The organism is Williamsia sp. Y721 (assembly GCF_059683565.1).
Genome location: NZ_JCASNH010000002.1, coordinates 952825 through 971879 on the forward strand (window position 1 = coordinate 952825; position 19055 = coordinate 971879).

Here is a 19055-nt window from a genome sequence, read left to right on the forward strand (position 1 = left end):
CGACCACCCCAACTGGTGCAGGGGCCCGGGGGTCGGGGTCAGCTGGCGACGCGGACCAGGGCCTTGCCGAAGTTGCGTCCAGTGAGGAGTCCGCGGAACGCGTCGAGTACGTTCTCGAAGCCGTCGGTGACGTCTTCCCGGTACTTCAGCGATCCGTCGGCGACCCATCCGGACGCCTCTTCGAGGAACTTCGGCGTCTGTTCGGCGGCGAACTCGGTCTGGATGAATCCGCGGATGGTCAGGCTCTGGGCCAGCACGATCCCCATCAGCTGTCCGGTCCGGTCCGGGCCCTCGGGAAGTGACGTCAGGTTGTAGTTGGCGACGAGTCCGCAGACCGGGATCCGGCCGTAGAGGTTCATCCGGGGCAGCACTGCGTCGAACACCGCGCCGCCCACGTTCTCGAAGTACACGTCGATGCCGTCGGGTGTGGCTGCGGCCAACTGCTCGGCGAAGTTGTCGGCGCGATGGTCGACCGCGGCATCGAATCCGAGTTCATCGACCAGGTAGGCGACCTTCTCGGGGCCGCCTGCGATGCCGACGGCGCGTGCCCCCTTGATCTTTGCGATCTGGCCGACGGCCGATCCCACCGGACCCGCCGCGGCCGCCACCACAACGGTTTCGCCGGGTTGGGGTTTACCGATGGTCAGCAGCCCCGAATACGCGGTGAACCCGGGCATGCCGAGGACTCCCAGTGCGGTGGAGGGCGGATTCGTCTTCGGGTCGAGGAGTCGCAGTTGCTTGGCGGGCTCGACCGAATGGGTTTGCCAGCCCCCGTAGCCGAGCACCACATCGCCCGGTGCAAAACGGTCGACGGTGGACTCGATGACGCGGGACACCGTTGCGCCGACCATGGTGTCGCCGATCTCCACCGGCGGTGCGTACGATTTCGCGGCACTCATCCGGCCGCGCATGTAGGGATCCAGGGAGAGGTAGAGCGTCTGCAACGAGACCTCACCGTCCTGTGGCTCACGCAATGGAAACTCCTCGAAACGGAAATCGGAGTCCTTGGGCTCACCGTGTGGCCGCGCGGCCAGCACGATACGGGTGGCGTTTGTCATGTGTCTCCTCATCGAGATCGACCGTGTACCTCCACCGTGCCCCTGGTGCGGTGTTCCGTCAATGGCGCCATGTTCCGTCACCCATTGTTCTGGTCGACCCGGTGTCACTACGGTGGAGCGATGAGCAGCGACCCAACAGACTCGGCAGACGGGGCGAATTCGGTGGGCCGGGCCCGGCAGAACACCATCTATTCGAACGGCGTCTTCGGCCGAAAACCTCAGGTACCAACCAATTTTGAAGCGCTCGAACGGGCTGCGAAGAAGAAGATGTCGCCGAAGGCCTGGGCCTACGTGGCCGGTGGCGCCGGTGACGGTGGCACGATGTCGGCAAATCGCAAGGCCTTTGACCGGTGGGCGATCGTGCCCCGGATGCTGCGGGATGTGTCGAAGCGGACATTGACGACCGAACTCTTCGGGCAACAACTGCCTGCACCGATTCTCTTCTCGCCGGTGGGTGCCGGTGCATTGGCACACCCGCAGGCCGATATTCACATCGGACGTGCCGCTGCCGAGCTCGGCGTTCCATATATCTTCTCCAGCCAGGGCAGTGTGCCGATGGAACAGACCGCGGCCGCGATGGATGAGGTCGCCGCCGGTGCGCCACGGTGGTATCAGCTGTATTGGTCGACCGACGAGGACCTGGTCGACAGCTTCCTGAATCGGGCCGAAAAATCCGGGGCCGCAGCCATAGTCGTAACTCTGGACACCACGATGCTCGGCTGGCGTCCCCAGGATCTGAATCTGGGATCGTTGCCATTCGCTCAGGGGCTCGGGATCGACCAGTACACCTCGGACCCACGGTTCGTCGACATCGTCCGGGAGCGGATCGCGGCAGCGCTCCCGCGGGAGCGACCGCAGATCACCGTCGGTGCCATCAAATCTCTGGTCTCGATGGCCCGCAATACCCCGGGAGGTGCTGTGCGCAACCTGCTTTCGCCCGTCCCGCGGGAATCGGTGCAGACGTTCCTGGAGATCTATTCACGCCCGTCGCTGAGTTGGGCCGATATCGCCGGACTTCGTGAACGCACCTCGCTGCCGATCGTCCTCAAGGGCATCCTGCATCCCGACGACGCCCTGCAGGCCGTTGACCTGGGGGTCGACGGGATCCTGGTGTCCAATCACGGTGGCAGGCAGGTTGATGGGGCGATCGGATCGGTCGACGCGCTGGTGGACGTCGTCGCCGCGGTGCAGGGGCGCGCAAAAGTGTTGCTCGACTCCGGAATTCACGGTGGTGCCGATGCATTCAAGGCGCTGGCGCTTGGCGCCGACGCGGTCTGCGTGGGGCGGCCTCACATGTACGGTCTGGCCTTGGCCGGGGCCGATGGTGCCCGCGATGTCGTTGCCAACATCATCGCCGAGCTGGATCTGACGCTGGGATTGTCGGGCCACACGAGCGCCGCTGATCTGACACCGGCGTCGTTGAAGAGAGTCATCTGACGTTTGCGCCGGGCCTGGCCGGTCGCGCGTCGCCGCGGTCAGGTCAACGAGCGGCCCGTCCGGATCCGGCGCCGGACGTCCCACAGGTACGCGTTGAAGGGGAAGGCGCGCAACGGCTTCGGTAGCCGGGTCGCAACGGACCTGGCGAGCTGGTTGTGGATGTCGAACACCCGCTGGTTCCGATCGGACCAGGCCAAGCCCATCTTGTCGCGGAACTCCGGCGGCAGGAAGCCGGTGGTGAGGAACATTCCGTAACCGCCGATCACGAAGGAGAACGGCCGCGGCAAGAACTCGAACTTGGAGATGGAAAGAAGGAGCTCGCGGATCGTGTCGTCGATCTCGAGTCCGGCGACGGTGGTGTCCCAGTACTCCTGGAAGTCGGCGCGGGTCGCGGGCCACATGTCGCGGGACATCTGCAGCGTGGTGCCCATCAGCGCACCCTGCTGATAGGCCTGTTCGGTGACTGCTTCGGGATCACCGTAGAGGTACTGCATGTCCTCCCAGCCCTTGTACAGACAGGCGGCAACCCACAACTGCAGGTTCGGGTCGAAGGCGTTGTACTTCACCGGACTCGAGGCGCTCGACTTGACCTGGGCGTGGGCGTGGCCGATCGCCTTGCGGTAGGCCTTGCGGTCCGCAGGTGTCCCGTTGACCGCGACCGCGAGGTACGACAGCGTGGTGCGGGCCCGTTTGAGTGGGTGCTTGAACAGGTTGCCGGAGTCGACCTTGCTCTCCGCGACCCCGTAACCGACCGCAGGCAGCGCAAGTTGCATGATCACATTTGCCGCACCGGCGAGGGCCGAGATGCCGGGCATTTCGAGCAGGTCTCCGGAAGCGCTGTCAGTCTCGTCCCGGGTCCATGTCGGTACCGGTATCTCCGTAGAGCGTGCGCTGCTTCCATCGATGATCCCAGACGTCATTGTCTGCCCTTCTCGCAATGAACATTGTGACTACGTGCGTTGTCGCTTTGATTCAACCGATCCGTTGACCGAAAGTCAATGGCCTGGAACACGAGGTGACAAGATGGGGGGATGGCTGACCCCTTGCGCCCATATGGTGGCGAAAACGGAGCAGACCGGGTGAAACGGCGCCGGGCAACCTTGGTGGACGCAGCATTGGACATCCTCGGGTCGCCCGACGGCGGGTTGATCAGCGTGCGCGGGGTCTGTCGGCAGGCCGGTCTGACGGCCCGGTATTTCTACGAGAGCTTCGAGGATGTCGACGCGCTGGTCGCGGCCACGTACGACGAGGTCGTTCTCGACATCGCGGCGGCCGCGCAAGAGGCGGTGGTGGCAGGTGGCAGATCGACCCGCGATCAGATCGCGTCGGTCGTGCGGGTCATCGTCGACCGGATCGATGCGGACCGTCGGCGCGGGCGGGTGTTGTTCTCGCAGACCCTGCTGAGCGGAAAGCTTGCCAGTAAACGCAATGACACCATCCTGATGTTCGCGACGCTGACCATGCAGAACTCGGGCGCCGAGGACAACGGGCCCGAGGTGCAGGGCGCTGCCCATTTCTACGTCGGCGGGTTCGGGCAGGTCCTGTCCGCCTGGATCGACGGCGGGATCAACTGCAGCACAGACGAACTCGTCGATCTATGTGTCACGATGATGTACGGTGCGGTGTCGGAGTTGCTTCCGCAACGGGCCGATCAGCACCACTGAGTCTGCGGTTGTTCCAGCGGTCGAAGCCGATCCACAACAGCAGGCCGAGGGTCGAGACAACGATCCCGATCACGCACAACGTGCCCCAGCCGCCACCTGCATAGGCAAATCCCGAGCAGACCGAACCGGCAACCGCGCCGGTGAAATACGTGACCATGTAGGCGGTGGTCACCCGGCTGCGGGCTTCGGGAGCCAGTGTGTAGATGGCAGTTTGGTTCGACAGCTGTGAAGCCTGCGCTCCGAGGTCGAACACCACGAGTCCGATGATGAAGGCGGCCAACGGGGTACCGGGCCACGCCAGCAGCAGCCAGCCCGCGATGGTGACGAGCCACGCCGACGTTGTTGCCAAACGCAGATGTCCGCGGTCGGCGAGCTTACCGATCAGCGGTGCACCCGCGGCGCCGGCGATCCCGGCCAACCCGAAGGCGCCGATCGCAGATTCGGAGTAGTCGAAGTGCTCACCGCGGTTACCGGACAACAGGAACGCCGTCGACGTCCACATCGCGCTGAATCCGAACATCGTCAGAAATCCCAGCGCCATCCGCTGGCGCAGCATCGTCTCGGTGCGGACCATCCGGGCCACCGACAGCAGCAGTTGTCCGTACGGCTGATGTGGCCGTGCGGCATCGGGGGGTGCCATGAAATACACGACCACCGCCAGGGCCGCCATCAGTGCGGCGCAGACGAACATCACCGATCGCCAGCCGCCGAACTCGGCGATCACGCCGCTGACCAGGCGGGCGAGCAGGATGCCCATCAGTAGTCCACTCATCACCACACCCACCACGCGGCCGCGATCGGAGGGCAGTGCCAGTGCTGACGACCAGGGGATGACGAGTTGCGCGGTGGCTGCGCTGATCCCGACCAGGATCGATGCCGCGAACAGTGCGATGAATCCGGGAGCCAGTCCACTGACCAGCAAAGCGCCGGCGGACGCGGCCATCATGCTGGGCGCCAGCAACTTTCGATTCCACAGGTCGCCAAGCGGAACCAGCAGGAGCATGCCGATGACGTAGCCGAATTGCGCGGCGGTCACCACCAATGCCGCGGTGGCGGTACTCACGGCGAAGTCCGCGCGGATCTCGTCGAGGACCGGTTGCAGGAGATACAGCGACGAGACGGACAGACCGCAGGTGAGCGCGAACAGGAGTGTCAGTGACGAGCTGATGCCGACGGAACTGGGCCGGGGCGAGGTGGGGTCGGCCTGCATCCAGTCAGCTTGCCGGATCATCTGCGAGGATCACCAATCGGGCTCGCGTGCGTCGGTGCGTGTGTATGGGGGCAGCGGCGCGACAAGCTAGGTTGAAACCCATGAACTCCGGGGTCGATCCGACGTCGCACGCCAGTGATGACGGTGCGCGGAGCTCCGGTGCGTGGCGGCAGTACGGGGACGAGGAAGACCTCCCGGTCCCTCTCGCTGCTGCGCTCGCGGCGTTCGCCGAGCACGGCTACCACGGCACGTCGGTGCGTGACATCGCTGCTCGCGCCGGTCTGAGTGTGCCGGGCCTCTATCACCATTACCCGTCCAAGCAGTCGCTGTTGCAGGGACTGCTCGAACGGACGATGAGCGACCTCCTGGACCGTTCGGAAGCCGCGCTGGCCGAAGCCGGGCCTGCACCCCTGGAGCAGTTCGACGCGGTGGTCGAATCGCTCCTGCGATTCCACATGTACCGCCGGGCGCGGGCGTTTGTCGGTTCCACCGAGACCCGGAGCCTCGAACCGGACTTCCGTCTGGAGTACATCGCCCTCCGCGACCGCCAGCAACGGATGGTGGACAACATCGTCGAGGCCGGCGTGGCGACGGGGGACTTCGTGTGCCCGTATCCCAAGGATGCGGCGCGGGCCGTCGCGACCATGTGTGTGGGTGTTTCGACGTGGTACCGGCCACGAGGACGCCTCGGTCCCGACGAGTTGGTGTCGCGATATCTGCTGATCGCACGGCAGATGGTTGGGGTCATGCCCGGGACGCAGTGAACCGGACGGCTTGACCGCCCCGGTGCAGGCATGGCACGGTGATCCCCAACTACCGAACGATCGCTCGGTCGGGCCGGGGTTCCGGATCGTCGAGCACCGCGCACAAGGAGGTGCCCATGGCGATTCAGCTTTCCTACGATCCCCAGGTCGAGGACATCATCAAGAAGACGAACGTCTTCGTCCGCGACCACGTGCTGCCGATCGAGGACGAGTTCGCAGGCGACATCACGGCGGCCGGTGGCGACGAGCGCCGCCTGGAGATGCGCGACCGTGCCCGTGAGGCAGGTGTCTTCGCACCGCACGCCCCGGTTGAATACGGCGGTCTCGGATTGAACATGTCGGACCGCGCGCCGGTCTTCGAAGCGGCCGGCTACTCGGTCTTCGGGCCCATCGCCCTGCACATCGGCGCCCCCGACGAGGGCAACGTGCACATGCTGGCCCACATCGCCTCGGGCGCGCAGAAGCAGAAGTACCTCGCACCGCTGGCCGCCGGTGACCAGCGGTCGGCGTTTGCCATGACCGAACCCGCGCCCGGTGCCGGTGCCGATCCGTCGGCCCTGCGCACCGCGGCGACGAAGGTCGACGGCGGCTGGAAGATCAACGGCGACAAGTGGTTCATCACCGGAGCCGATGGCGCCGGATTCTTCATCATCATGGCCCGCACGGCCGGCGCCCCCGGCGATCGCGGCGGGGCAACGATGTTCCTGGCCCCGGCGAGTACTCCGGGTATCACCGTCGGGCGCCACATCAACACGATCGACCGGGCGATGATCGGTGGGCATTGCGAGGTCGCATTCCGTGACGTATTCGTCCCCGACGAGGACGTCCTCGGTGAGGTCGATGAGGGCTACCGCTACGCGCAGGTCCGTCTGGGGCCGGCTCGGATGACCCACGTGATGCGCTGGATGGGTAGTGCCAACCGGGCGCACGATGTCGCGCTGAACTACGTCGCACAGCGTGAGGCGTTCGGCGGCAAGCTCGGCGACCTCGGCATGATCCAGAAGATGGTGGCCGACAACGAGATCGACCTCGCCGCTGCTCGGGCGCTGCTGGTCAAGGCCTGCTGGGCCCTCGATCAGGGTTCCAACGCCGGCGATGAGACCTCGATTGCGAAGACGTTCGGCGCCGAGGCATTCTCCAGAGTGGTCGACCGTTCGATCCAGATGTGTGGCGGCATGGGCGTTTCCGATGAGTTGCCGCTGGCCCGACTGCAGCGTGAGCTCCGCCCGTTCCAGATCTACGACGGCCCGTCCGAGGTGCACCGGTGGGCCATCGCCAAGCGTGCCGTTGGTAAGACCAAGAAGGCCATCGCCGCCGGGAAGGCATCATGACCTCGCTGCCCGGGATGGACGTTGCCAAGCTCCGCACGTTCCTGATCGAGCGTGGTGTTCCGGTCGCAGGTGATCTGGCGGTCGAGTTGATCAGCGGCGGGCGGTCCAACCTGACATTCTCGGTCCGGGATGACAACTCGCACTGGGTTGTTCGGCGCCCACCGACCGGTGGACTGACGCCGTCGGCGCACGACATGAACCGCGAATGGACGGTCACCAACGGACTGCAGCACACTGCGGTTCCGGTCGCAGTCACCGTCGCCTTCGACAAGGAAGGTGACGCGCTCGGTGCGCCCTGCACCGTCGTCGAGTTCGTCGACGGTTCGGTTGTGCGTAGCGCCGACGACCTCAAAGCGCTGCGCGACGATGATGTCGAGCGGAATGTCGACGGCCTGATCCAGGCGCTTGCCGACCTGCATGCGGTGGACTACCAGGCCGTGGGTCTCGGCGAGTTCGGTCGGCCCGACGGGTTCGTGGCCAGGCAGGTCAAGACCTGGGCGCGCCAGTGGGAACACGTCAAGACCCGCGAACTCGACGATGTCGCCAAACTGCATGCGGCACTGAGTGAAGCGATTCCGGCGCAGACGTCCAACTCGATTGTCCACGGTGATTTCCGGGTCGACAACACGATTCTCGACGCGAATGATCCGGGCAAGATCAAGGCCGTGGTCGACTGGGAGATGTCGACGCTGGGCGATCCGCTCACCGACGTGGCCCTGATGTGCGTCTACCGCGCACCGATCTTCGACGCGGTACTCGGCATGGATGCGGCATGGACCAGCGATCGCTATCCGTCGCCGGATGACCTCGCCGAGCGGTACGCAAAGGTGTCCGGTCGCGAATTGTCCGACTGGAACTTCTATCTGGCACTGGCGAACTTCAAACTCGGTGTGATCGGTGAGGGCATCACCCACCGGGCGCGCAGCGGGTCGTCGTCCGGTGACGGTGCCGAGAGTGCCGCTGCCGCAACGGGCGAGTTCATGGCTGCCGGCCTGCGGGCGATCAACAACAAGAGCTGAGGGGGGTTTCGGTGGTCGAGCGGGACAAGGGTCGTAAAGTCGCGTTGGTGACCGGTGCCTCACGGGGTATCGGCGCCGAGATCGCGTCGAGGTTCGCGGCCGATGGCTGGGATCTGACGATCAGCGCGCGTAGTCCGGAGCCGTTGCGGGAGCTGGCAACCCGGCTGACCAATACATTTGGTGGACGCGTCGAAGTGGTGACCGCGGACGCCGCCGACGAAGAGCAGCTGACGCACCTGGCCGCGATGCACGTCACCGAATACGGTCGTCTCGATGCGCTGGTACTCAATGCCGGTATGGGCCAGAAGGGTCCGATCAGCGATCTACCCGCCCGCCGTTTCGACAAGTTGTATCAGGTGAACGTGCGATCGGCGTATGTGCTGCTGCAGACGCTGCTCCCGACGTTGCGCAACACCGCCGAATTGGCCGGGGCCGCAAAGGTCATCGCCATCGCATCGATCACCGGAGTTCATCCCGAACCGGAACTCGCGGCATACGGCGCGACCAAGGCCGCGCTGATCTCGTTGTGCGAGACCTTCAACCTGGAGGAGTCGGGGCGGGGTGTCTCCGCATCGACCATCTCTCCCGGGTACGTGAACACCGACATGTCGTCCTGGACCGCGATCCCGCCGCAGGAGATGATCACCGCGGCCGATGTCGCGACGATCGCGATGGCGGTGACCCAGTTGTCTCGGTACGCGGTACTTCCCGGTGTGGTGTTGACCCGTCCGGGTAACAGCCTGGGCCGGGCCTGACCTTCGAAACCGTCTGTGGCTCAGGGAGCATCGCGCAGCGGACGGTAGTTTGCGTGGAAGATGCGTTTCCCGAACCGGCGGAGCACGACGTTGCGAATCATCGGCGGCAGGTTGCGTGCGTGGTCGCGGCGGTGGGTCTGCGCGAGAACCCAGTCCGTCCGCGGTCGGCGGCGCTGTTCGAATGCCGCCAGTGCCTCGGTGATATTCGTTGCTGCCGTCAGGGATTCGGTCAGGACGATGGCGTCTTCGAGAGCCATCGCGACACCCTGGGCCATGTTGGGGGAGGTCCCGTGGGCGGCGTCGCCGATGAGCAGGACGTTGCCACGCGACCACCGGTTGAGCACGACCTCCTCGACCGGCCCGGCATGCACCGCTTCCGGGCCCCTTTTGTCCAGCGCATCGAGCAGGGTCGGGACCGGTTCGGCATAGTCCGACAGCACATTTCGCAACGGAACCACCGGATCGCTGATCGGCCCGTCGCAGTAGCAGTACACCTGACCCTGGCCGATCGGGATCATCAGGAATGCCGAACCCGGCCCGAGCCGCACCGACCACAGTCCGGGCGGGCCGTCCCACTCCGTCAGGAAGCGGTATGCGTACTGGCCGACCGGCGTAGTCGCGTCGACATCGAAAACTTTGCTGCGAACCGTGGAGTGCACACCGTCGGCGCCCACGACGAGGTCGTAGTGGCCGACATGGCCCGCTGTCGTTCGCACCGTGATGTCGGTTCCGTCCGAATCAATCGTCTGTGGTGAGTCACCCCAGCGAATCGGCACATCGGCGACCCTGTCGATCAACACTCGGTGAAGGTCGGCCCGGGGCATGGCCAGGCACGACCCGATCCCGTCCCAGAGTTCGCCGACATCGACGTCGAACAGCAGACGGCCACGGTGATCGGCGGTGCGCTGGCGATAGATACGAACGGCGAGGCCGGCCACCTGGCGCGCGAGTCCGATGGTCTCGAGTGCGCGAACGGTGTTGCCCAGCAAGTAGATTCCGGTGCCTTCGGGTACCGGGATCGGGGCTCGCTCGATGATCTCGACGGCCGCGCCCCAGTCATGCAACAAGCGTGCGGTGGCAGGACCGGCGATACCGGCGCCGACGATCAGGACACGTACTCCGTCACCGTGCATGGTGACCACCTCCGTCACCGCATCAGCACACCGGGACCGGGTTCGTCAGAAAACGGTGAGGTCGACGTCTTGTCCGACAAGTATCGCACCCGCCGTCGTGAGGCTGTCGAGCTTTACGAGGAAATGCTGAGTGATCGCATGAACGTCGCGCAGCCTGCGCTGGAGTGGATGTTCGGAGTACAGCGAGGTGCCACCCCCGGCCGTGTAAGCGGTGTCGACCACCTCGACCGCACTGGCCACCACCCACGTGCATGCGGCGCGCAGGTGTGCCCGGAACTCGGGCGTGAGCTCGTCGTCGGCCAGCGCGCTTGCCCAGGCGGCGTCGGCATCGGAATACAACAGGGTCCGCGCCGCGCGTAGCTTGGCATCGGCGACGCCCAGTTGGTGCTGGAACAGTGGGTTGGCGGCCAGCGCAGTCGGGCCGAGCAGCGGCACCTTCGTCGTGGCCAGGTCGACGATGTCGGACAGTGCCCCGGCGGCGATACCGACTGCGACACTGGCGATTTCCAGTGCGAACACTGCTGGTGGGGGAAGGCGCAGCAGCGGTTCGTCGAGACACGGCTCGTCGACCATGATGAGGCCGGTACGCTCGGCAGGGACGAGCGCGTCTCGTACCGAGAAATGGTGGCTGCCCGTGCCGCAGAGCCCGGACGCGGTCCAGGTGTCCTCGATCTCGACCTGTTCGGGCGAGAACACAACCAGACGGATCTGCGGAACCGAGCCCTGCGAGCCGTCGCCCTCCATGCAGTTGCCGAACAGCCAACGGGCGTCCTGGCAACCACTGGCGAAGGACCAACGACCGCTGACCCGATAGTCGTCACCCTCGCGCACCGCCGTCCCGCTCGGGTTGAAGACGCCGACGATGACCTGCGGTCCGTCGGCGTAGAGGGCGTCGAAGGCGGCCCGCGAGAGGTGGCTCACGTCGAGCCAGCCGCTCGAGGCGATCGCCACCGTCCAACTCGTCGACCCGTCGGCTTGCGCGAGTGCGTCGAGGACTGTCAACGCCGAAGGCAACCCGATGTCGAGACCACCGTGGCTGTGGGGCAACAGCATTCGAAAGCATCCCAGGGACTCGAGCGACGCACGCAGGTCGTCGGGCAATCGTCGGGCCGTCTCGATCTCGCGGGCACGATCGGTTATGGACGGCGTCATTGCCCGTACGCCGTCGAGGATTGCGGCCGCCTCGAGCGACGGCGGCCGGGCGGCGTCGATGGCGGACATCACGACACCGCGCCGGTCGAGGCGGTGGTGGCACTGAGTTGCGCCAGCAACCCGGCGACGTCGACCACACCCCAGCGTTCGGCAATCTTGCCGTCGGCCACGCGCCAGATCTCGATACTGCGCACCATCACCTCGGTACCGGATGCGGGAACCCCGAGCATCTCGCCGGTATGGATCGCGCCGACCGCGGCATTCTCGACGACCGTGTCGCCGGCCGATCGGTACTCGTCGAGCAGCATCTTCCGGTCGGAAAGCCCGTCATTCAGCAAGGCGATCGTCTGCCGCATGCCCTCCCGACCGGTGTCATGCCCCGGCATCGGGTCGTGGTTGACGAAGTCCTCGGCGAAGATCTCGTCGATCACGCCGAGCCGGCCGCCGACGCATCCCTGTGTGGTGAAACGCCGTACGACGGCGATGTCCGCGTCACTCATGATGTCTCCCGTGGGTTGGTGGTGTGAACCAACCGTACGAAGCCCGCAGCGTGTCCACATCGGACAAATCACTGATTTTTGACCCCGGTGCGACTAGGTGATTCTGCGGAGGAACGCAGTCACCGCGTGGAGGCCGGTCAGATGAGGTCGTGCCGATACGCGTAGGCCGTGGCGGCTGCCCGCGACGACAGGTCCAGTTTGGTGAAGATGCTGCTCAGATGGGAGGCCACGGTCTTCTCGCTGATAGCGAGGTCGGCGGCGATCGCTCGGTTCGTTGCGCCGGTGGCCACGAGCGCGAGTACCTCCAGTTCGCGGGGGCTCAGTCCGCACGCCGACCCCTGCCGCGCCGACGTCGCGGTCACCTCGAGTCGGACGAGGTCGGTGGCCGCACGAAGCTCGGCGAAGATGGCGTGGGCCACCGCGAACTCCATCTCGGCGCCCTCGGAGTCACCGAGCCGGTGACAGGCACGCCCGATCAGCACGATGGCCCGGGCCCGTTCGTACGGCACGCCCAGATCGCGCCAGCCCGCGACGGCGCGACGCAGGGCGATCAGGGCCGCTTCAGGCGACCCGTCGGCGAGGAGTACGGCGCCGGTCGCGTGGTCGGCGGCGGCGCGCAGGAAGGCTGTGCTCCACATGGCGGCGAGCGACGCCAGTTCGTCGGCGCCGGCGCGGGCGGCGAGCGCGTCACCACCGGCCAGGACGATCTCGACATAGCCGGCGAGCAAGGCCGCCCGCTCGGGCGGTTGCGTGGCCTCGGCCAGTGCCCTCCGGATCGCCGCACCTGCCCCGTACACGTCACCTTGGGCCAGGCGCAGCAGCGCCAGCCCCGGATGCGGTTGCCGACCCTGGCGGTTCGCCTGCCGGTAGGCGACCTCTGCGGCGGCCGACTCCCCGCGCAGTCGGTGCAACTCGGCCCGCAGATACAGCGATTCGCCGACAGCCGGGTGACTGAACAACCGGTCGAATGCTCTCTCGGCCTCGTCGGCGGCGTCGGACCACTCGCCGTGCAGCATCATCATCTCGGCGCGGTGGACGAGGCACTGACCGTGGTAGAGCACCAGTTCGGGTTGGTTCTCGCACCAGCGGTGAAATGCCGACGTCCATTCCTGCACGCGCCGGAGGTCGAAGAGTTCATGACAACCGTCGATGGCTGTGCAGTAGATGTCGCCAACGGCGATCGGTGAAACCTGCTGTGCGGCAATCGTAACGATTACCTCGTCGAGCAGAGTGACCCCTTCGGCGACCTCGCCGTGATTGATCAGGCATCGTGCCACACAGACCCGCGCGAGTGCGACCAGCTCGGGATCGTCGAAATGTTCGCCGCTCGCGCAGGCCTCGAGAAAGCCGCGATGAGCACCGTCGGTGTCGCCTTCGAAATACATTCTCACCGCGGCGAGATAACGCAGGAAGCCCCGCTCCACACTGTGGATGTCCGCATCGTCGAGCAGCCTCTGCGCGTGCGCGACCCAGCCGCCACCGCGGGCCAACTCGCCGCGATTTATCAAACCGAACGCCAGCCACGCCGCACAGCGCACCGCCCGGACAACATCCCCGGAGGCGAGCGCGCTCTGATGCGCACGCTCCCACACGCCCGTGCTCTCTTCGTATCGTCCCGTGAGATACGCGGCGACAGCGAGGCGTTCGAGATCATCGACGCCAGGCGGCGCGTCGTCGGCAGCCGCGGACAGGTACTTGTACGCCGTCTCCCAAGCGAGCCGGCCGAATGCTTCACCGCCAGGATTCCCGACGCCCACCATCACTTCAGTATGGACCGCTCGCCTACTCGCAGACGCCTGATGCGGGACAACTGTCAAAGCATCCAGGAGGTGGCAATGCGTGAGTCAGGCAAGTAGACACAATAGGTGCCTGTCCGAATGGCACGATCGAAGTGCTCCCCGAGTGCTGGGTGGTGTTGATGAATGCGGCGCATCGCATAGCGGACCGCCCGGGTCACGCCGACTCGGGCGCGTTCCGATGCGGAACCGGCACGCCGGCTACGCCCGCCCAAACCCACTGCGCGCGACAGTTCGCGGATGAGGAAGTCGCGTTCCGCCTCTGCCTGGACGACGCGTCCGCTGTCATTCAGGAGTCGCGCCTCATCTAGATCGTCATCGATCTCAACCAGCCGCCGACGGTAGGCGTTCTTGGCCTGGGCGTCGAGCAGTACACCCGCGTCGCCCCACCCGGAAGGCGTCAGCTCGGGATCCGGCGTACCGATCGCGGACACCTGCATCTCATTCGTCACGAGGTCGAGCACGTGGAACTCCCGACCGGGATGGGCGAGGAGCCGCGCGAGATAGTGCAGACCTTTCAGGTCACGCAGCGTAACGGTGTGTTCTCCGAACGAGATGGACCAGTAATCGCCTTGCCGGCGAAAGACATTGGGGTCTTGCAGATGATCGCTGACCTGACGCGCCTTGACTTGCGAAAACGCCGGCGACGGCGCTTCGCGATGTGCGTGTGCGAGCTCTGTGCGCGCCAGAGCCGTCTCGTGAGGAGCCCCCACGACGGTCCACAACTGGACGGCGGCTTCGAAGGCCTGCCGGGCACCCGCCACGTCGCCGCTCGGTAGCCGCACGCGGCCGTCTGCCATTGCCGCACTGGCCGCCAATGCCCTGCTCTCGAACAATTCGGCCACGCGCGCAAGTTCGTCGGCCGCGTCGCGTGCACCGACGAGGTCTCCGGCCGCCACCTCGATCTCCACCCGCGCGGCCAGCAGTGGTGCCCGGCGCAGGTCGGTGTTCGGGGGCAGTTCCTTGGAGGGGACGGTCAGCGGATGATCCAGTGCCTCTCGGATGGATGCTGCTGCCAAAGCCACGTCGCCCTGAGCCAATCGCACCAGGGCGAGTCCCGGCTCCGGATCCCACCCGGCCTCACGAGCTGCGAGAAATGCGTCTTCGGCACCTCGGAGATCTTTCATCTGGAAGCGTATGAGGCCCAATTCAGTGAGGGGCCAACCTAATTCCCGTTGAAGGTATGGACGGAGTTCCGCGCAGGCCGCCAGGGCCTCACGCTCGGCTTCGTGGCTATCCCCACGCAGTCGGAGGATTTCGGCACGGTGGACGCGGCAGCGACCATGGATACTGCCGATACCGTTCCCGGGGAGCCACCGCTCCATTGCCTCCGTCCACTCCTCGGCGAGGTCGTGCTGAGCGAGCCCTTGGAGCATGCACACCAACTCGCAGTAGACCATCCCTGTCGATATGGCATCGAGTTCGCCAGAAATAGTGGCCACCGCTGCTTCGTCGACGAGTTCGAGGCCCCGGCGGACGTCACCCTCCAGGATCACGGCGTGTGCCTCCGCCACCCTGCCGATAGCGGCCGCGACCGGGTTGCAGATCGATCCCACGATGACAGCCCGGCCTGCCCATTCGTGGGCGGCGTGGACGTCGCCGATCATGAGGCGCTCGTAACTCTTGATGACCGCCAGCCATGCGTGGATCGGCGTCTCGTCGTGACCCACGAGGAGTCGCTCCGCTCGCCTGACCCACCCACGGATCGGCGCCATCAGCGCGGTGTCCATCAGCAGGTGAAGGGCGATACGCGCCGCCGCGCCTGCGGCCGCGATGGGGTCGCCGATGCGCACAGCTTCGGCATGCGCACGCTCCCAAGCCGTGATCGTCACGTCCAGATGGCCGGTGGCGTACGCGACTTCGGCGAGCAACCCGAGGTCGTCCACCGAAAGTCTGGAGCGCGCGTCCGCGCCGAGGAACAGGTCGTAGGCCCGTATCCAGTCACCGCACGAGGCTGCCTCTCGCGCCTGCTCGATCTGCGCCGCATCAGCCGTGTCGTCCATCGCTCACCTGCCCGCAGGCCTGCCCGTTTGTCCGCCGGCCTGCCGTAACACCGAGGGCTACCGCGGTAACAGTCTTCCTCACGCATGGAGGTTGACACGTCCGATCCGGCCAATCGGACGACAGTCCCAACACACCCCATCCGGCCGTGGAAACCAAGGAGAGAGCGATGAACACCAACATGACGCAACTGCCACGATCAGGCAGGGTGCACACCAACGGGCAGGACCTGTACTACGAGACCCATGGCAGCGGACCTGCGCTCCTTTTGGTGATGGGAATCGGATACGACTCGTCGCTCTGGGCGCTGGCACAGGTTCCGGCCCTGTCCACCGAGTTCACGGTGGTGACCGTCGACAATCGCGACGCCGGCCGCAGCTCACAAGCGGACAACCCGTACAACGTTGCAGACATGGCCGATGACCTCGCCGGTCTGCTCGACGCGTTGCAGATCGCGCGAACCCATGTGTTGGGGTTATCCATGGGCGGGATGATTGCCCAAGAGTTCGCCCTCCGGCATGCGGACCGGCTGGATCGGCTGGTGCTCACCGGGACCGGTGCAGCGCCGGCACGAAGTGCGGTCGATCCGATCTGTATCTGGCGCTGGGTCAAGGCGAACGACGCGACCGGGGAGGTCTTCGGCGGACAACAGTTGGCCGCGTTGTTCTCCACGGCCTTCCTGCGTAATCACGACGCGGTCCAGGACACCGTCGCACTGTTGGCTGGCAATCCGTACCCGATGAGTCCTGAGGCGTACGCGCGCCAGTCCGATGCCTACCTTAAGTTCGATGCCCTCGATCGGTTGGGCGAAATCACCGCCCCGACCCTGGTCGTTGTGGGCGAGCAGGACTTGTTGACCCCACCTTGGATAGCGCGCGAGGTTGCCGACGCGATCCCCGGAGCACGGTTCGAGGTCATTCGAGGCGACGGATCCTCGCATGTGGTGCCGATCGAGCGCCCCGACGACTTCAACCGCCTCGTGACTGATTTTCTTGCCGAGTGAACGGCCGCCACAGTGTCGCGCAGGAACGAAAAGCCTGCGTCGGTCAGGGCCGGTGTGGATCAGCTTGGGTAACGGCCTCGGCTTGCCGGATGATCTTGGTCGCCATGGCGTCGTAATACTTTCGGCGGACCGGCAACATCGCATACCAATAGCCGCGGCCCACCAGGCCCCGCGGATAGAACACCGTCCGCAGCTCGAGGCGCGATCCGTCATCGGTGGCGCGGACGCGTATGTCGAGCCAGGCCTTCCCGGGCACCGGCATCTGCGAGGTGAGCCGCACAAGCGTTCCGGGCTCGGTTGATTCGACCTTCCACTGTTTCAGGTCGCCGCCGACGGATTCGGCAGCTTTCCAGAGTGTCGCCGGGTCGGTGGCGGTGTTGCCGGAACGCGTGTCTGTGCATACCTGTTCGCCCGCCCACGTGGGATCAGACGGAATCGGTTCTGATGGAGGCGTTTTCGATGAGGCATTCGACCACTCGACTTCGACTTCGCCGCGGTTGACGCGGGCCAGCGCCAGCTCGACCGCAGTCCGATACGGTGTGAGTCCGCCGTTCGGTGGCGGGATGACCGAGTCGACATCGTGCTCGGAAGCCACCGCGTCATGCTCCAGGGATTCGACGAGAGGGCGGGCCAGCCCGCCGGGAATCGGTGTCACGGTGCCCACCCATCGACTCGCGAGTGTTGGTGTGAGCAGCGGCAATACGAGGATGCGTCGTTTGGCGAGGCCCGCCACCTCGGCGTATACGTGCATCATGTCGCCGTATTCGAGGACGTCGGGGCCGCCGATATCCCAGGTCCGGGATTCCGGCACCGGGGCGGTTGCGGCTTCGACGAGGTAATGGAGGACGTCGTTCACCGCGATCGGCTGGATCTTGTTGTGCACCCACCGGGGCGTGGTCATCGCCGGTAGGCGCTCGGTCAGGTGCCGGATCATCTCGAACGACGCCGAACCCGAGCCGATCACCACGCCGGCCTGCAGCACGATCGTCTCGATGCCGGAGTCCATCAGGATCTCGCCGACCTCGGAGCGTGAACTGAGGTGCTCTGAGAGCTCGACGTCGGCGGGATGTAATCCGCTGAGGTAGACGATGCGACTCACTCCGGCGACCTCGGCCGCCGCGACCACGTTGCGGGCCGCGCGCTGCTCTTCGGCCTTGAAATCTTTGGTCCCGCCCATGGAGTGAACCAGGTGATAGATCACGTCGGTGCCATCGAACGCCTCGGCCAGTGACGCCGGATCGGACAGGTCTCCCTTGAGCACCGTTGCGCGCTCAGCCCACGGCGCACCCTGGAGCTTGTCCGGTGTTCGCGCCAGCACCCGGACATCGTGCCCGCGTTCGATCAATCGTGGTGCCAGGCGCCCGCCGATGTATCCGGTGGCGCCGGTGACCAGGATGTTGCGGGCCTGCGTCGGTTGCGGCTGCATATCCGCAGTGTGCCCAGCGCAGCCGCAGGCAAACGTTGATCAGCAATCACCCGCGCTGCCGGTCAGCGCATGGTCATCATCGGCCGGGTGCCTTCGGTGTCGTCGTCGATGTCGGCGTGGGCATGATCGTTCACCGACATGACGTTGATGCCCGAGCTGCCCACGAGGAGTTTGGTGATCGATGCGTTCACCATCGTCCGGGAAACCGCGGGCCAGTTTTCCGGGCTGATGCCCCAGAGGTCCGCGATCACCGCGCCGATGGTTCCGGCGGACGACGCCGCGATCGCCACCTGGCCGGGTCCGGCGTGTTCGGCGATCTGGGCCAGGGCCTCTCGAACACCGTCGCGGTACTTCGCATACGAACCGTCAGCCGCATTCGCCCACTCGATCAACGCGCCGTCGAGGTTGCGCTGGAACCCGCGCTGTGCGGAGGCGGCCTCGGGTGCGTTGCCGGTGGGCGGCACGTGGGTCTGGGCGAGACGTTCGAGGTCGTACTCGTTCCAGCCCGGGTTCACCACCGGTTCCGGCGCCGCGCCGCTCGGGAACTGCGCGACGATCTCCTCGATCGTCTCGAGTTGGCGCGCAAGGTTTCCCGACACCGTGAAGTTCACCTTGCCTGCGCGGGCGGCAAGCGTCCTGCCGACGTTGCGGGCCTGCCTGCGGCCGAGTTCCGTCAAACTGCCGTACCCGTTTTCGTCGACGCCGGCCTGACCGTGCCGAACCAGATAGATGACACCCATGGCACTCATCTTGCAGGTAACGGTTGGTGATCAACGTGCTGGCCCACGTGAGTTCCGGTGAAATAT

The 19055-nt window shown here is 65.8% G+C and carries 17 protein-coding genes; 7 read left to right on the forward strand and 10 right to left on the reverse strand.

Annotation, left to right across the window (positions count from 1 at the left end):
• Window positions 1-38 precede the first annotated feature (38 nt).
• Entirely contained in the window at window positions 39-1058 is a 1020-nt protein-coding gene (curA, locus tag AC56PL_RS13265) for an NADPH-dependent curcumin/dihydrocurcumin reductase (protein WP_497154107.1), read from the reverse strand.
• Between the two features lie 120 nt (window positions 1059-1178).
• Between curA and AC56PL_RS13270 the strand changes: the two genes are divergently transcribed.
• The gene (locus tag AC56PL_RS13270) at window positions 1179-2495 is read left to right on the forward strand and encodes an alpha-hydroxy-acid oxidizing protein (protein ID WP_497154108.1); all 1317 of its coding nucleotides are present in this window, start codon (window positions 1179-1181) and stop codon (window positions 2493-2495) included.
• Between the two features lie 38 nt (window positions 2496-2533).
• Here the strand turns inward: AC56PL_RS13270 and AC56PL_RS13275 are convergent, their stop codons facing one another.
• A complete protein-coding gene (locus AC56PL_RS13275; protein WP_495514131.1) occupies window positions 2534-3415 on the reverse strand; it encodes an oxygenase MpaB family protein in 882 nt (293 codons plus the stop codon).
• Between the two features lie 111 nt (window positions 3416-3526).
• Here AC56PL_RS13275 and AC56PL_RS13280 point away from each other — a divergent pair, with 111 nt between their 5' ends.
• The gene (locus AC56PL_RS13280; RefSeq protein ID WP_497154109.1) at window positions 3527-4159 is read left to right on the forward strand and encodes a TetR/AcrR family transcriptional regulator; all 633 of its coding nucleotides are present in this window, start codon (window positions 3527-3529) and stop codon (window positions 4157-4159) included.
• Here the strand turns inward: AC56PL_RS13280 and AC56PL_RS13285 are convergent.
• Window positions 4098-5390 carry an MFS transporter gene (locus AC56PL_RS13285; protein ID WP_497154110.1) on the reverse strand — a complete coding sequence of 431 codons (1293 nt, stop codon included), beginning with the start codon at window positions 5388-5390 and terminating at the stop codon, window positions 4098-4100. The two genes, AC56PL_RS13280 and AC56PL_RS13285, sit on opposite strands and share 62 nt — an antisense overlap.
• Before the next feature lie 80 nt (window positions 5391-5470).
• On the opposite strand from AC56PL_RS13285, the gene AC56PL_RS13290 reads away from it, so the two are divergent.
• The 4 genes from AC56PL_RS13290 to AC56PL_RS13305 all read left to right on the forward strand — a co-directional run bounded on the left by AC56PL_RS13290 (window position 5471) and on the right by AC56PL_RS13305 (window position 9238).
• On the forward strand, window positions 5471-6133 hold the full coding sequence (locus tag AC56PL_RS13290) for a TetR-type transcription factor C-terminal domain-containing protein (protein WP_495514134.1): 663 nt from the start codon (window positions 5471-5473) through the stop codon (window positions 6131-6133).
• A gap of 116 nt (window positions 6134-6249) precedes the next feature.
• On the forward strand, window positions 6250-7464 hold the full coding sequence (locus AC56PL_RS13295) for an acyl-CoA dehydrogenase family protein (RefSeq protein WP_497154111.1): 1215 nt from the start codon (window positions 6250-6252) through the stop codon (window positions 7462-7464).
• Entirely contained in the window at window positions 7461-8483 is a 1023-nt protein-coding gene (locus AC56PL_RS13300; protein WP_497154112.1) for a phosphotransferase family protein, read from the forward strand. The genes AC56PL_RS13295 and AC56PL_RS13300 overlap by 4 nt, the downstream gene beginning before the upstream one ends.
• 11 nt (window positions 8484-8494) lie before the next feature.
• Entirely contained in the window at window positions 8495-9238 is a 744-nt protein-coding gene (locus AC56PL_RS13305; protein ID WP_497154113.1) for an SDR family NAD(P)-dependent oxidoreductase, read from the forward strand.
• Between the two features lie 20 nt (window positions 9239-9258).
• On the opposite strand, the gene AC56PL_RS13310 is transcribed toward AC56PL_RS13305, so the two are convergent.
• The 5 genes from AC56PL_RS13310 to AC56PL_RS13330 all read right to left on the reverse strand — a co-directional run bounded on the left by AC56PL_RS13310 (window position 9259) and on the right by AC56PL_RS13330 (window position 15822).
• Window positions 9259-10371 (reverse strand): FAD-dependent monooxygenase, encoded by a 1113-nt coding sequence (locus AC56PL_RS13310; RefSeq protein WP_497154114.1) that lies wholly within the window; start codon window positions 10369-10371, stop codon window positions 9259-9261.
• A gap of 45 nt (window positions 10372-10416) precedes the next feature.
• Window positions 10417-11592 carry an acyl-CoA dehydrogenase family protein gene (locus tag AC56PL_RS13315; protein WP_497154115.1) on the reverse strand — a complete coding sequence of 392 codons (1176 nt, stop codon included), beginning with the start codon at window positions 11590-11592 and terminating at the stop codon, window positions 10417-10419.
• A complete protein-coding gene (locus AC56PL_RS13320; RefSeq protein WP_497154116.1) occupies window positions 11592-12023 on the reverse strand; it encodes an ester cyclase in 432 nt (143 codons plus the stop codon). The genes AC56PL_RS13315 and AC56PL_RS13320 overlap by 1 nt, the downstream gene beginning before the upstream one ends.
• Before the next feature lie 137 nt (window positions 12024-12160).
• Entirely contained in the window at window positions 12161-13783 is a 1623-nt protein-coding gene (locus AC56PL_RS13325) for a LuxR C-terminal-related transcriptional regulator (protein WP_497154117.1), read from the reverse strand.
• Window positions 13784-13836: 53 nt separating this feature from the next.
• Window positions 13837-15822 carry a hypothetical protein gene (locus AC56PL_RS13330; protein ID WP_497154118.1) on the reverse strand — a complete coding sequence of 662 codons (1986 nt, stop codon included), beginning with the start codon at window positions 15820-15822 and terminating at the stop codon, window positions 13837-13839.
• 167 nt (window positions 15823-15989) lie between these two features.
• On the opposite strand from AC56PL_RS13330, the gene AC56PL_RS13335 reads away from it, so the two are divergent.
• The gene (locus AC56PL_RS13335; RefSeq protein ID WP_497154119.1) at window positions 15990-16823 is read left to right on the forward strand and encodes an alpha/beta fold hydrolase; all 834 of its coding nucleotides are present in this window, start codon (window positions 15990-15992) and stop codon (window positions 16821-16823) included.
• 43 nt (window positions 16824-16866) lie between these two features.
• Here the strand turns inward: AC56PL_RS13335 and AC56PL_RS13340 are convergent, their stop codons facing one another.
• Together AC56PL_RS13340 and AC56PL_RS13345 are read right to left on the reverse strand one after the other, a co-directional pair.
• Window positions 16867-18249 carry a DUF2867 domain-containing protein gene (locus AC56PL_RS13340; RefSeq protein ID WP_497154120.1) on the reverse strand — a complete coding sequence of 461 codons (1383 nt, stop codon included), beginning with the start codon at window positions 18247-18249 and terminating at the stop codon, window positions 16867-16869.
• Between the two features lie 62 nt (window positions 18250-18311).
• Window positions 18312-18989 (reverse strand): histidine phosphatase family protein, encoded by a 678-nt coding sequence (locus AC56PL_RS13345; protein ID WP_497154121.1) that lies wholly within the window; start codon window positions 18987-18989, stop codon window positions 18312-18314.
• Window positions 18990-19055: the final 66 nt, after the last annotated feature.